Origin of the sequence: Bradyrhizobium sp. BR 1433, assembly GCF_051547665.1 — a bacterium.
Classification (GTDB): Bacteria; Pseudomonadota; Alphaproteobacteria; order Rhizobiales; family Xanthobacteraceae; genus Bradyrhizobium; species Bradyrhizobium australafricanum.
This window is the reverse complement of the sequence record NZ_JBPUGG010000001.1, coordinates 7,895,763-7,909,491: the sequence shown is the minus strand read 5'-3', so window position 1 is coordinate 7,909,491 and position 13,729 is coordinate 7,895,763. Positions and strand designations below refer to the sequence as shown.

Below are 13,729 nucleotides of genomic sequence, written 5' to 3'. Positions count from 1 at the left end.
AACAGGTCGAATCTAACGTCTGGCCAGAACCAGATCTGCGGCGCGATCACCGGATCGCACCGATCCCTCGATGGTTGCCGGCAACCCGGTAGCAGTCCAGTCGCCGGCAAGGAACAGGTTTTTTTGCGCCGTCGCGGGCCCCGGACGCAGGGCATTCTGTTCCGGCGTCGCCTCAAATGTGGCACGGCGCTCGCGCACGATCTGCCAGGGCGGCAGGTCGCCGGAAACCCCCGAGGCCTCGCAGATGTCCTGCCAGATCGCCAGCGCGAGCTCCTCGCGCGGCATGTCGACCAGGCGGTCGCCGTTGCTGATCGTCACCGACAGCCGTTGCGGGAACGCGAACAGCCACTCCACAAGGCCGCCGACCACGCCGAGAATGGGCACAGCGTCGCGCGGCGGATCGACGCGGAAATGCGCATTGACGATGGCGCGGAATTTGGTCGGGGTTTTCAGGCCGGGCAGCAGGGATGCCGCAGCGCGCGGCGGCACGGCGAGCACGACCGCATGGTCGGCTCCCAGCGCAATCTTGTCGCCATTGCCAAAATCAAGCTCACTGATGCGATCACCCGACATGCCGAGCGCACGCAATTCGTGGCTGAACTGAACGCTGTGGCCCCTCCCCTGCAGCAGCTTCACGGCCGGCTCGATCAGGACCGAGCTCAGGCCGTCGCGCGCGATCAACGGACGGCAGGCCTGCCCGCCCGCGAGCAGCGTCTCGCGCACGATGGCGCCGGCGAGCCCGGCCGAGCCCTCCGGCGGATCGACATTCAGCGCGGCGAGCAGCAGCGGCTGCACCAGGCGGTCATACAGCGTGCCCTTGCAGGGAATGGTGTTGCCGACCAGCGCGCCGGTGCCGGCCCAGGCCAGCGGTGCCAAGGCGAGATAGTCGCGCAGGGTCGTATCCGGGACGCGGCGCGCCTCGTCGAACACCCACAGCGGCAGGCGGGAATCGCCGAGGTCGAGTTGCCAGCGCCGGCCGCTGGCAAGATCGACGAACGGAAACTGCGCGCGCGCGGGCCCGACGAGGCCGGCCTCGGTGCCGATCGCGCGCGCGTAGCTCAGCGCATGGCGATTGCCCGACAGCAACAGATGGTTGCCATTGTCGATGGTGAGACTGGTGGCGGCGTCGAAATAGGAGCGGCAGCGGCCGCCGGCCTGCTGCGTCGCCTCATGGACGAACACCTTGTAGCCGCCATTGGCGAGGCGCACGGCCGCGGAGAGGCCGGAAATGCCGGCGCCGATGATATGAACGGTCTTTTGCATCAGATGATCGCGTAACGAAGAAGGATGCCGATCTTGGCGGCCTTGGACACACGTACCGGCGCGCGCGGCGCGGTGAAGCCGCGCGCGATCAGAAGATCGAGAATCGCGCGGTAGTATTTCGACATGATCCGCGGCGCGCGCACGGCGCGGCGCGAATTGCGCTTCATGATCTCGTCGGATTTCTGGAAATGCATCTTGGCCCGCTCGGCCAGCGGCGCGCACACTTTCGGCAGCGCGCGGTCGGCGGTGACGCGGGCCGGATCGTTATTGGTGATGCCGGCGTGCCAGAGCCATTCGCGCGGCAGATAGAGCCGGCCGAGGCCGGCATCCTCGTCGATGTCACGCAGGATATTGGTGAGCTGCAGCGCGCGGCCGAGGTGGTACGCGAGCTGGATGCCATCGTCCTCGGGCAGGCCGAACACGCGCACCGACAGTCGGCCGACCGCGCTCGCGACGCGATCGCAATACAAATCGAGCGTCGCGAGATCCGGCGCGCGGATGTCCTGCGGCACGTCCATCTCCATGCCGTCGACGATCGCGACGAAATCCTCGCGCTTCAGGCCGAAGGTCTTCACCGAGGCGACATAGTCCTTCAGGCGCTCCGGCGGATGCCCCGCATAGAGCGCGTCGATATCGTCGCGCCACTGCTGCAGCGCGGCCAGCCGCTCCGGCCGCGGGCCGTCGGAATCGGCGATGTCGTCGACCTGCCGGCAGAAGCTATAGATCTGGAACATCGCCTCGCGCTGCGCGCGCGGCAGAATGCGCATCGCGGCGTAGAACGAGCTGCCCGACGCGGTGCTTCCGTAATTTGCGTTGGCCGCCGCCTCAACGCTCATGCGCCAGCCGCAGATTTGGAGACCGCACGCCGTCCGGTCGCACGCCGCGCCGTCTCGCCGGCCACGCCGCCAAGGCTCTGCAGCAGCAGTTCGAGCGGGCTCAGATGCACGCGCTCGCTGAGCGGATCGCGCACCTTCAGCATGTTGACGATCTTGTCGGCGAACGCCTGGATCACGGAGATCTCGAGCCCCAGCCTGAAATCCTTCACCTTGGCGGCGAGCGACTTGCTCTGGTCGAGCAGCGCCTCGGTGCGCACGGCGAGCGCCTGCAGGCATTTGAGCAGGGCCGGCTGCGACTTCGCCTCGCCGAGCATCTCGACGGTCGCGCCCGCGGCGGCCAGGGCATCGCGCGGCAAGTAGACACGGTTCAGGTTGCGGTAGTCCTTGCCGCAGTCCTGAAGATGATTGTTGATCTGCAGCCCGGCGCAGAGCGCGTCCGACGCCGCCCAGGTCGAGGTATCCTCGCCGTGCACGTCGAGCATGAACCGCCCGACCGGCATCGCCGAGTACCGGCAATAATCGATCACGTCGTCCCAGTTCTCGTAACGCAGCTTGGTGACGTCGAGGCGGAACGCCACCAGCACGTCGAGCGCGTGCCGCGGCGGCATGCCGCGCTCGGCGAAGGCGCGGCGCAGATTAACCGCTTCCTTCTGGGTGTCGCCGTTGCCAAGCAGCTCGGCCTCCATGAGGTCGAGGTAGCGCAGCTTCTCCTCGGCGGGCAGCGTGGCGTGATCGGCGATATCGTCGGCGGTGCGGACGAAATTATAGAAGGCCAGGATCAGGGCACGATGCCGCGGATGAATGATCCACGACGCGACCGGGAAATTCTCGTCGCGGTGGGTCTTTCCGGATCGCAGGTCGCTCGCGGTGGTCATGGGAAATTTGGGCTACACTGGTCATGGCACGACGCAGGCGCGAAAGGTCAGCGCATGCGGGGGATTTGCGAGCCCCATATAGGGGAATACGCCACCAAAACCAATGCTGTCCGTGACCGCCAGCATACCAAGCCCGTGGCCGGCACACATGCCGAGCACGGGCCTTGCGGCGATCCATGGGGCCCGAAGCGGCCTTACTGGCCGTGGGTCTTCGGCACCTGGTCGCAGGCGGTGCTGATCTTGCTACGGTTCTGCTGCAGGCAGGCGAGAATGGTGAAATCGCCCTGATCGATCACGGCGCGGCAGTGACGCTGCACGTCGCGCGTGCAGGCCTTCTGCTCATCGGGTGTCCCGCGCGTCTGCTGCTGGGCGAAGGCGCTGGACGAGAGCGGGATCGACAACAGGGCAAGAGCCAAGAGAAATTTACGCATCGTATTCCTTCATTTCCGACAGCAGAAAATCTGTTCCCGAAAAGCGCTTCGGCATGGCCGGGACGGATTTTGGGGATTGCAGACGCCACGTAACGCGGCAATGGATTGACGACAAGCACCGTTAAATGCGGCTAAATTTGCGGCGCTGTAAACCCCTACATAAGTTATTGATTCGCAATGACAATTCGTGCCATCACTTTGTCGCGTTCGGCTATTGCGGATAGCAGTTGCGCAAAGCTACATGCCGTCACGAAGCCGACGGTTTCTGATTCTGTTCGATGACAATATGGGCGCCGCGCGCCGTTTCTGTCGTTTGAACCTAACATTCTTCGGTGACACTAAACCTTCGATGCGGCGAGACGCTTTCTTGCGTAGGAAGCGTTGATTTTGATGGGAAAATTCACAATGAAACGGTTTGGTTCCAGCCTTTATGGTCAGGCTCTCAGGGCTGTGGGCGTCGGCGCCGCACTGATGCTCTCTGCCTCCGCCGTCCACGCCCAGGCCAGCGGGCCGTTTGCCGGTTTTGCCGGCTCGTGGACCGGAACGGGCACGGTGGCGCTGTCCAACGGCACGACTGAACGGATTCGTTGCAAGGCGGATTACAAGGTCGCGCCCTCGGGCATGAGCCTGAAACAGTCCCTGCATTGCGCCAGCGACAGCTACAAGTTCGACCTCTCCAGCGACGTCACCAGCCAGGGCGACCGGATCTCCGGCAACTGGAGCGAGGCGAGCCGCAACATCTTCGGCAATCTGCAGGGCACCGCGGGCGGCGGGCGGATCGACGTGTTCGTCGAGGCATCCGGCTTTGCCGCGAACCTGAACCTGCAGACCAACGGCTCCAAGCAGGTCGTGCAGATCGACTCCAAGGGCGAGATCCGCGGCGTCTCGATCACGATGACGAAGAGCTGACGCTCCCGGCCGATTGCGCCCACAAGACACAAAGGCCCGGTTCCGAACGCTTCGGAACCGGGCCTTTGCTGCAGCTTTTTGATCGCTCGTCGATCAGGCCTTTTCGATCGGCGCGGGCTGGCCGCCCCTGCCGCGGAGCTTTTGCGACAGGTTGATCAGGAACATCGAGGTCGGCCGCAGGATGAAGAGGTCCGCGACCAGGGCTGCTACCATTGAGAACGCGCTGAGCCAGCCAAACAGGCGCAGCGACGGCAGGTCGGAGAACACGGTGACGACGAGACCGCAGGCCAGCACCACCGTGGTCAGGATCAGCGCAGGACCGACCAGGACGGTGGCGCGCTCCACCGCAAGTTCCGGCGTGACACCCGGCTTGGTCTCGAGCCGCAGGCGATTGAGGAAGTGGATGGTGGCGCTGAGGCCGAGGCCGAACGAGACGGTAAGTGCCACGACGCTGGCGAATTGCAGCCCCTCCCCGAGCAGCCACAGCACCGTGCCCGACAGCACCACCGGGAAGATGCCCGGCAGGATGCAGGAGAACATCACCACGATCGAGCGGAATGCGAGCCCGATGAAGATCGCGACCAGCAGGAATTCGATGGTGAGGCCGTGGTTGAGCTTTTCGATCATGCTGGCGCTGTTGCGTGCGGCAATCACCGACAGACCCGTGACCGCGATCTCGTAGCCGGGATGCTCGGCGCGCACCTTGTCCAGCGAATGATCGAGTTTGTTCACCACCGGAAGCAACTGGCTCGAGTCCACATCCGGGACGCGGCCCGACACCACGACAGCATCCTGATTTTTGTCGATGAACCGGCGCACCAGGTGTTCGGGGATCAGGTCGACATATTCCTTCAGCGTCGCGACATCATTGCTGCCAGCCTTTTCGGCGAGCCAGCGCCGCAAGGTCTCCAGCGACCAGACGTTGCCGACGCCGGCAGAGTCCTCGACCATTGCATGGACATCGGCAATCGTCTTCAAGGTCTCCGGCGAGTACAGCGATTGCCCCTTGGGGAATTCGATCAGCACATCGACCGGATTGGCGCCGGTCAGCTTGGCGTCGAGCCGGCTCGACGCCGCCACCGCCTGCCGCTTGTCCGGCACCTGATCGGCGAGCCGGTAGCGCGGCTCGAGATTGGCGTAGATGATGCCGAGGCCGCCGACCACGATCAGCGCAAGCAGGCTGAACAGCCCGGGACGGCCGACCATGCGCACCGCGATCCAGTAGCAGAAATTGCGCAGCGCCTGCACGCCGGCATCCGCGCTCTGGAACTTGACCGCAAAGATCTTCTCGTTGCGCACGAACAGCACGCCGAACACCGGCACCAGCGACAGCACCGCGATCAGAGCGATGATGGTCGCCGCAAGCCCGGCCTCGCCGAACTTGCGGATCAAGTCGGAATCCGAGAACTGCAGCGCGATGAAGGAAATTCCGGCCGTGCCGTGCGTCAGCACGCAGGCCGGTCCGACCACCAGCACCGCATTCTTGAACGCGGTGAACTTGTCCTGCCCGGCGATCAGCCGGTCGCGCGCCGCGAATGTCAGCTGCATCGAGTCGGAGAAGCTGATCACCATGATGAGCGGCGTCATCACGTTGAGGAACATGTTGAGATTGAAATTGGCCCAGCCGAGGCCGCCGAGCGCGAGCAGGATCGCGATCATCGGCGGGAACGCCGCCGCCACCATGAAGGATATCTTGCGGAAGAAGATGATCGCGATGATGCAGCCGGCCAGGATGCCGAGGATGTTGTAGGTCAGGCCGTCGCGCTCGACCGCGTTGCGGATCTCGAGCTGCATGACCGGCACGCCGGACAATTGCGCATTGAGCCCGCTGCCGCCGAGGTCGTCGGCCATGATCTTCCTGATGTCGCCGACCACCTTGCTGAGCTTGTTGCTGCCGACCACCTCGGGCTCGAGCGACAGCACGATCAGCGCGAGCGTGCCGTCCTCCGACAGCAGCTTGCCGCGGATGATCTCGTTGCTTTTGACGGTCTCGACGAACTTGTCGTAGGCCGCGCCCTCGGGCAGCTCGTTCGGGAACAGCGCCGCCGGTAGCTTGCCGGGCTCCGGCGCCTGGCGCGCGGAGAACAGCGACACCAGGCCGCGCACGCCCTCGACGAGCTGCAGGTCGGTGACCATATCGCGCAGCTTGCCGAGATTGTCGCGCTCGAGCAGCGTCTTGCCTTCGACCACGACGAGCACGTCGAACTCGGTCGCCGGGAAGCGCTTGGTCACCGCCTCATACTGCTTGTAGTCCTTGGAGTCGGAGCGGAACAGCTGCGACAGCGAGTCGTCGATCTTGATCCGGTGCACGCCGAACACGGCGCCGATCAGCAACAGAACGAGGACGATGCAGGACAGGATCGGCGCCCGCATCGGGATCAGGCCGAGACGCTCGATCCCGAACGCGATGCTGAGGCCCGACCGCGGCTCTTCGATCTTCTCGACGTGGACCTGACTTTCGGAATTCTTTTCGAGCATGCCCTGTCCAGTTCTGAAAACGGCTCAATCTGTCTAGCTTGGGTCTCGGGGCGCGAATGAGGCGGGTGAGCGCAACTGATCGGCGCTAGTCCTTGAAAACACGCGAATATTGACCGGCGCCGGTTTTACCTGCCGCCCCTTTGCTCGCAAGCGCGAGGGGCTGACCAAATCGACAGGGAACCGCCGATCCCCGCCATTAAGTATCTGATTTGTCACACCCTGGTAGCGCATTCCTCGACGATCCACCGCCGCTTTCATCTTTCAGCGCGACCCCTGTGATCTGGCGTGCCAGGCCCTCGCGCACAAGCCACGAAATCCTGAATGCGGCCTCCGCATAGCTCAGCCCGGCATGGTGGATGTTAGAGATGCAGTTGCGGTCGGCATCGGTGAGGCCGATCCGCGGCGCGAAGGTGAGATAGGCGCCGAGGCTGTCGGGTGCGGACAGGCCCGGCCGTTCGCCGATCAGCATCACCAGCATGCGCGCGCCGATGATGGCGCCGATCTCGTCACCGAGCGCGACCCGCGCCCCGGACGCTGCGATCACCGCGCCGGCGTCGATCTTGTCGGCCGCAAGGCGCGGCACGAGATGCCGAATCAATTCGACGGCATGCACATTGACCGCCGTGGGCGACAGGCCGTCGCCGATCACGATGGCGCAGGGGCATGTTGTGATGCCGCAGGTCTCGAGCGACCGCCGCGACGCAGAATCCAGCATGCGCCCGAGATCGGGCCGCCGCAGATAGTCGCGCCGGCTGTGCGCCTGGCTCGATACCTCAAGCGGCGTGATGCCGAGGCCGGCAAGACCGGCCGCGATCCCTCTGACATCGAAGGCGGCGTGGACGGCGTCGCGGGCGCGGGCATGGTCGAGCGTGAACGACAGCAGCGCATCGGTCGGCAGGCTGGCCCCGGACCGGCCAAGGCCGACGCGCGCCGGCGTGAGCTCGCGCAGATCGGCAAGCGAAGGGGACAAGGGCGCCGGCGGTGTCGTCATGCTGTTATTCGGCGGGGACGGAAGCCTCGCGCAGCCGGATCGAGTAGTTCGAGGCGTTCTGCCGGCCGCTGGAGGCTGCACGCGCAAAGGTGATCAAATGATGCGCAACCAACGTCGCCGAGATCAATCCCTCGATGTCGCCGCGCTTGAGCCGGCCGAGCGCAAACTTCCAGAACACGCGCTTGTAGTCGCCGAGCACGCCGACCTTCCAGAAGATGTTGCGGAGCATGATCAGGCCGCGCCGGATGTTGGCCCAGCTCTTCATCTCCGGGCTAACCGGCACCTTGATGCGATTGGCATAGGTGTAGTTGCATTGATGCAAATAGCGCGCGAACAGCTTCTTCGGCTCGTAGGCAACTTCCATGCATTTGCGCCAGGAACTGACCACGTCCTCGTAGGGCAGCAGGAACTCGACATTGGAGTCGCGGCCCTCGTCATCGATCAGGCGCCCGGCTTTTTCGAGCCGATCCCACAATGGCGTCTTCGGCAGCGCCTGCAGCAGGTTGATGGTGAGCAGCGGAATCCGCGACTCCTCGACGAAGGAGAGCAACGCGTCGCCGGTCTGGGGCTTGTCGGTATCGAGCCCCATGATGATGCCGGAGACGACCTCCATGCCGAACGAATTGATGGTGCGCACGCCCTCGAGGATCGGAACCATCATGTTCTGATCCTTGTGCATGGCCTTCAGCGCGTCGGGATCGGGCGTCTCGATGCCGACGAAGATCGTCACGAAGTAGGCTTCGCGCATCTTCTCCAGGATCTCGGGACGCTTGGCGATGTTGAGCGTCGCCTCGCAAGCGAGGCGCGTGACATATCCGGTCCGCTTCTGCCACTCGATCAGGTGCGGCAACAGCTCGCTCGCGGCCTTGCGGTTACCGATGAAATTGTCGTCGACGAAATACACGGTGTCGGTGGCACCACAGGCGCGCAGGCTTGTTCGAGCTCGGCGATGATCTGCTGCGGCGACTTCAGGCGCGGATTGCGGCCATAGAGCCCGGGGATGTCGCAGAACTCGCACTGATAGGGGCAGCCCGAGGAGAACTGGATGCTGCCGAGGAAATACTTCTTGGTTTCGGCGAGCTCATAGGCCGGCAGCGGGAATTCCGTCATCGGCCAGCCGGTCGATGGTTTTAAGCACCACCTGCTCGTCGGGACGGCTGGTATCATCAGCCAGACGCTTGATCAGCTCATTGGTCGCATCGCCGAGCTCGCCGACGTGGAGGTAGTCGAATGAGGGATAGTAGTCCGGGCAAGCACTGACCGACGGGCCGCCGATCGCGACCACCAGGTCATGGTCATGCGCGCGATGGCAGATGTCGTTCATCTGCTGGCGCTGGATATGCATACCGCTGACGAACACGGCATCCGCCCATTCGAAATCCTCCGCCGTCGCCGGACGCAGATTCTCGTCGACGAAACGCACCGGCCAGTTCTCGGGAAGGTATGCGGCGATCAGCAGCAGGCCCTGCGGCGGCATGAACGCCTTGACGCCGTCAGTGAGGGGGTAGGCGTGCTCGAAGGTCCCAAACGACGACGTATAGCGCGGAAAAACGCAGAGGATACGTCGTACTGTCTTTATGCCCTCAGCTCTCATCAAACGACCCCGAAGCACCGGCAAATCTAACCACGGCGCGGAACGCTGGGCCAGAAATTCTTCAACATTGTGGCACTACTTAACGTCATAACGACGAGATAGTTGCTCTGCAGAATTTCGCTATCCCCCTCAGGTCAGCAGCCTGGCAGCGAGGTCGGGCAGCCGCTCCGCACCGGCCACGAGGCGGAAGTCCTGCCCGGCAAGGCCGACGCGCGCGAGCCAGTCGTCGAATTCGGGAGCCCGCTTCAAGCCGAACAAGTCGCGGACATAGAGCGCATCGTGAAACGATGTCGACTGATAGTTCAGCATGACGTCATCCGCGCCCGGCACGCCCATGATGAAGTTCACGCCGGCGGCCGCGAGCAGCGTCAGGAGATTGTCCATGTCGTCCTGATCCGCCTCGGCGTGGTTGGTGTAGCAGACGTCGATCCCGAGCGGCAGGCCGAGCAGCTTGCCGCAGAAGTGGTCCTCGAGCCCGGCGCGGATGATTTCCTTGCCGTCATAGAGGTACTCAGGACCGATGAAGCCGACCACGCTGTTGACGAGCAGTGGATCGAACGCGCGCGCCACCGCATAGGCCCGCGCCTCGCACGTCTGCTGGTCGACCTGGTGATGGGCATTGGCGGACAGCGCCGAGCCCTGCCCGGTCTCGAAATACATCACATTGTCACCGACCGTGCCGCGCCGCAGCGACAGCCCCGCTTCCCGGGCTTCCCGCAGCAGCGAGAGGTCGACGCCGAAACTGCGATTGGCCGCCTCGGTGCCGGCGATCGACTGGAACACGAGATCGACCGGCAGCCCCTGCCCGATCAGTCCGAGCGTGGTCGTGACATGGGTCAGCACGCAGCCCTGCGTCGGAAGCTCGAGCCGCGTGATGATGTCGTCCAACAGCCGCAGCAGCGTGCCGATGACTTTCGGATCGTCGCTCGCCGGATTGATGCCGATGCAGGCATCGCCCGATCCGAGCAGCAGCCCATCGAGAATCGAGGCGGTGATGCCCTTGGGATCGTCGAAAGGATGGTTCGGCTGCAGCCGCGTGCTCATTCGCCCGCGCAAACCGATGGTGTTGCGGAAGCGGGTCGTCACCTCGCATTTCTTCGCGACCAGGATCAGATCCTGGTTGCGCATCAGCTTCGACACCGCCGCAACCATCTCTGGCGTGATGCCGCGCGAGATCTTCTTGATCGCTGCCCCGCTGGCTGCATCCGACAGCAGCCAGTCGCGGAATCCGCCGACGGTGAGCGACGACACCGGCAGAAAGCCGGCAACGTCGTGGCTGTCGAGGATCAGGCGGGTGACTTCGTCATCCTCATAGGGGATGACAGGCTCATCGAGGAATTGCTTGAGCGGAACGTTGGCCAACGCAAGCCGTGCGGCGATCATCTCCTCCGCGCTGTCGGCCGCGATGCCGGCCAGGCGGTCGCCTGAGCGCGGCGGCGAGGCCTTGGCAAGCAGGATGCGCAGATCGTCGAATGCGTAATTGGTGGCGTCGATGGTGTGACGATAGAGCATGGGAGGTTCGTCGCGGGCTGGGGCAGCGCAATCTAGCACCTCTTTGCGAAAGGCGTGCCATCGGCTTCGCCCCGCGTGCTGGCGCCTTTGCCGGCAACGGCGGCGCAGCCTCGGCACGACCGCAAGCCGCGAGCACCCGGCAGACTCAAAAGCGGCCCATAAGACATTGGGATTATTTACAGATTTTAACGGTTGCGGCTGCACAAATCTCGCGCGTTAAGAAATTGTCCATGAAAATTTTGCATAAGCTTTAATCGGCCGAAGGTACTCCCGGCCTCTTGGAGTGCCCCGCAATGCCCGCCCCCGTCACATCCCCCATCTCCACATCCCGGCCTCCAATGGCATCCCGATTCTCGCTTGCTGCCAGGCTGTACTCGACGTTTGCGCTGATTGCGGCGCTGACCGCGGCCATCACCTTCCTGTCCGAATACAATGCGCGGCGTAATGCCGAGCTGACCGAGGCCGTCGACCTCGCAAGCCGTGCAGCACTCAATGTCGAGCGGGTCAATTCACTGGTCTACGCCGTGGTGATGGAATCCCGCGGCATCTACATGTCGACCGATCCGGCAGCGGTGAAGAAATACGGCGACGGGCTGCTGGCGTTCAACGAACGCATTCTCGGCGTGGTCAAGAACTGGGAAACCCTGGTGCAGGCCGACGACGCCGCCCAGTTCGCGGTGTTCAAGAAGCGCATCGAACAGTTCATCGATTTCCGCAAGGAGCTGGTACGCCGCGGCATCGAGATCGGCGCCGCAGCCGGGCGGAGTGGGGCGACAACGACGCCAACCGCGACGTGCGCACCGCGCTGAACAAGGATCTCGAGGCGCTCTCCAAGGTCTATGCCGAGCGCAGCAAGAAGCTGGCGCGCGAGACCGACACCAACCGCACGATGGCGCTGGTGCTGACCGGCCTCGGCGCCGCGGCCTTGATTGTGGTGGTACTCGGCGTGCTGATCATCGCCCGCTCGGTGGCCCGGCCGCTGTCGCAGATCACCATGACGATCAAGCGCGTCGCCGAGGGCACCGACCATGTCGAAGTACCGCATGTCGGGCGCAGCGACGAGATCGGCGCACTGGCACGCGCCATCAAGGTCTTCCAGGAGGCGATGGACCGCAATCGCAGCCTCAACGCGCAGGTCGTACAGGATTCCGAGGCGCGCGACGCGCGCGGCCGGCATATCGAGACCTTCGTCGAAGCGTTCCGTGGCACGATCGGCGAGGTGCTCCGCGCGGTGCACGACAACGCCGCGACGATGCGTCAAACCGCGCAGACCATCGCAACCGTCGCGTCGGACGCCAGCGGCCGCGCGGTGGCGGCGGCAGGCGCCACCGAACAGGCCTCGAGCAACGTCTCCGCGGTGGCGGGCGCAGCCGAAGAACTCTCCGCCTCGGTCGAGGAGATCGGCCGCCAGGTCAAGCAGTCGTCCGGCGCAGTCGATCAGGCCGGTGCGCGCACCGACCGCTCGATCACCGAGATCGAGGGCCTTGCCGCCACCACCCAGCGCATCGACGGGGTGCTGAGCCTGATCCAGGCGATCGCCGAGCAGACTAACCTGCTCGCTCTCAACGCCACCATCGAAGCCGCCCGCGCCGGCGATGCCGGCCGTGGCTTCGCCGTCGTCGCGCATGAGGTCAAGGCGCTGGCCGGCCAGACCGCGAAGGCAACCGCCGAGATCAGCGAGAATGTGGGCCTGATCCAGGCCTCGACCCGCAACTCGGTGGCCGCCGTGCGCGAGATCGGTCAGGCGGTGCGCGAGATCAGCAACGTCACCGCGAACATCGCGAGCGCGGTCGGCCAGCAGGACGCGGCGACGCGCGAAATCTCCGCCAATGCCCAGATGGCCGCCCAGGGCAACGAGACCCTGGTCACCAATGTCGGCTCGCTCCGCGATGACATGGACCAAACCAGCAAGGCGGCGGAATCGGTGCTCGCGGCCTCGAACGATCTGACCACAACTGCCGAGACGCTGTCGCGCGAGGTCGAGCAGTTCTTCCGCAACCTGCGCAGCGACGCGGCCGACGGCCTGCAGCGGACCGGAACCTGAGCGGCGATCTGGCGGGGCCCTGCGACAGGGCCCCGGCAATCCGGATGGTTAAGACTTCTCCCAACGCACGGACACAAATTGCCTCCGCTTCGGGTCGCATTTCTCAATTTGATGCCTCCATAGAAAAGCGTCGCTGCGCGAGGGCGCGGGGAAGTGGAACCGAGCAATGAACGGGCTTTTGCCAAAGCCGAAGGCAGTGCCGACCAAACGGCTCCTTGCGCTCGGGATCGGCCTCGTTCTCTGCTTTTCGGCGATCTGTGCATCCATCCTCTGGGAGATGGCGGGCAAGGACTATCAGCATGCGAAGCAAGGTGCGACCAACCTCGTCGCCTCCATCGCCAGCGAGATCGACCGCAACATCGACCTCTACGACCTCTCGCTCCAGGCGGTCGCCGACGGCGTCAAGCTGCAGGAGCTGGGCAAGATCAGCCCGGAGCTTCGCCAGGTCGTGCTGTTCGACCGCGCCGCCACGGCCAAGGATCTCGGCTCGATCCTTGTGCTGAATGCGGCGGGGACGTCACGCTCGATTCCAGGACGTTGACGCCGCGGGCCGCAAATTTCGCCGATCGAGACTTCTTCCGGGCACATCAGACGCGAGCGGACGGCGGGCTGTTCATCAGCGCTCCGTGGATTACCTCTGACGGCGAATATCTGATCAGCCTCAGCCGCCGCATCAACAATGACGACGGTTCCTTTGCCGGCGTGGTCGCGGGCAGCATGCGGCTCAGCTATTTCCACAATCTGTTTCGCAAGCTGAATTTCGGCTTCGGCGACAGCATGGCGCTGTTCAACAGCG

General features: G+C 64.3%; 9 protein-coding genes and 2 pseudogenes. 3 read left to right on the top strand and 8 right to left on the bottom strand.

The genetic code is table 11. The annotated features are described in order from the left end of the window. Nucleotides 1-12: 12 nt before the first annotated feature. From hpnE to ACSKB9_RS37960, 4 genes are all read right to left on the bottom strand, one after another. Nucleotides 13-1,263, bottom strand: coding sequence for a hydroxysqualene dehydroxylase HpnE (gene hpnE, locus ACSKB9_RS37975; RefSeq protein ID WP_438079508.1), 1,251 nt, complete (start codon nt 1,261-1,263; stop codon nt 13-15). Beyond that, a complete protein-coding gene (gene hpnD / locus ACSKB9_RS37970) occupies nt 1,263-2,099 on the bottom strand; it encodes a presqualene diphosphate synthase HpnD (protein ID WP_076833035.1) in 837 nt (278 codons plus the stop codon). The genes hpnE and hpnD overlap by 1 nt, the downstream gene beginning before the upstream one ends. Then, nucleotides 2,096-2,974: a squalene synthase HpnC gene (gene hpnC, locus ACSKB9_RS37965; protein ID WP_438079507.1), complete on the bottom strand. Its 879-nt coding sequence runs from the start codon at nt 2,972-2,974 to the stop codon at nt 2,096-2,098. The genes hpnD and hpnC overlap by 4 nt, the downstream gene beginning before the upstream one ends. Nucleotides 2,975-3,168: 194 nt before the next feature. Beyond that, complete coding sequence (locus ACSKB9_RS37960) at nt 3,169-3,405, bottom strand: hypothetical protein (protein ID WP_438079506.1); 237 nt, start codon at nt 3,403-3,405, stop codon at nt 3,169-3,171. 405 nt (nt 3,406-3,810) lie between these two features. On the opposite strand from ACSKB9_RS37960, the gene ACSKB9_RS37955 reads away from it, so the two are divergent. Next, a complete protein-coding gene (locus ACSKB9_RS37955) occupies nt 3,811-4,314 on the top strand; it encodes a hypothetical protein (protein ID WP_028331723.1) in 504 nt (167 codons plus the stop codon). A gap of 93 nt (nt 4,315-4,407) precedes the next feature. Here the strand turns inward: ACSKB9_RS37955 and ACSKB9_RS37950 are convergent, their stop codons facing one another. The 4 genes and pseudogenes from ACSKB9_RS37950 to ACSKB9_RS37935 form a co-directional block, all read right to left on the bottom strand. Continuing rightward, nucleotides 4,408-6,792 carry an efflux RND transporter permease subunit gene (locus ACSKB9_RS37950; RefSeq protein ID WP_438079505.1) on the bottom strand — a complete coding sequence of 795 codons (2,385 nt, stop codon included), beginning with the start codon at nt 6,790-6,792 and terminating at the stop codon, nt 4,408-4,410. A gap of 196 nt (nt 6,793-6,988) precedes the next feature. Then, a complete protein-coding gene (gene eutC / locus ACSKB9_RS37945; RefSeq protein ID WP_438079504.1) occupies nt 6,989-7,783 on the bottom strand; it encodes an ethanolamine ammonia-lyase subunit EutC in 795 nt (264 codons plus the stop codon). A 4-nt stretch (nt 7,784-7,787) separates the two neighbouring features. After that, nucleotides 7,788-9,377, bottom strand: a pseudogene (locus tag ACSKB9_RS37940) (B12-binding domain-containing radical SAM protein). 129 nt (nt 9,378-9,506) lie between these two features. Then, nucleotides 9,507-10,889 carry an ethanolamine ammonia-lyase subunit EutB gene (locus ACSKB9_RS37935; protein WP_438079503.1) on the bottom strand — a complete coding sequence of 461 codons (1,383 nt, stop codon included), beginning with the start codon at nt 10,887-10,889 and terminating at the stop codon, nt 9,507-9,509. A 338-nt stretch (nt 10,890-11,227) separates the two neighbouring features. Here ACSKB9_RS37935 and ACSKB9_RS37930 point away from each other — a divergent pair. Both ACSKB9_RS37930 and ACSKB9_RS37925 read left to right on the top strand, forming a co-directional pair. After that, nucleotides 11,228-12,933 (top strand): annotated as a pseudogene (locus ACSKB9_RS37930) (methyl-accepting chemotaxis protein). 166 nt (nt 12,934-13,099) lie between these two features. After that, nucleotides 13,100-13,474, top strand: a complete 375-nt coding sequence (locus tag ACSKB9_RS37925) for a hypothetical protein (RefSeq protein WP_438079502.1) — start codon at nt 13,100-13,102, stop codon at nt 13,472-13,474. Nucleotides 13,475-13,729: the final 255 nt, after the last annotated feature.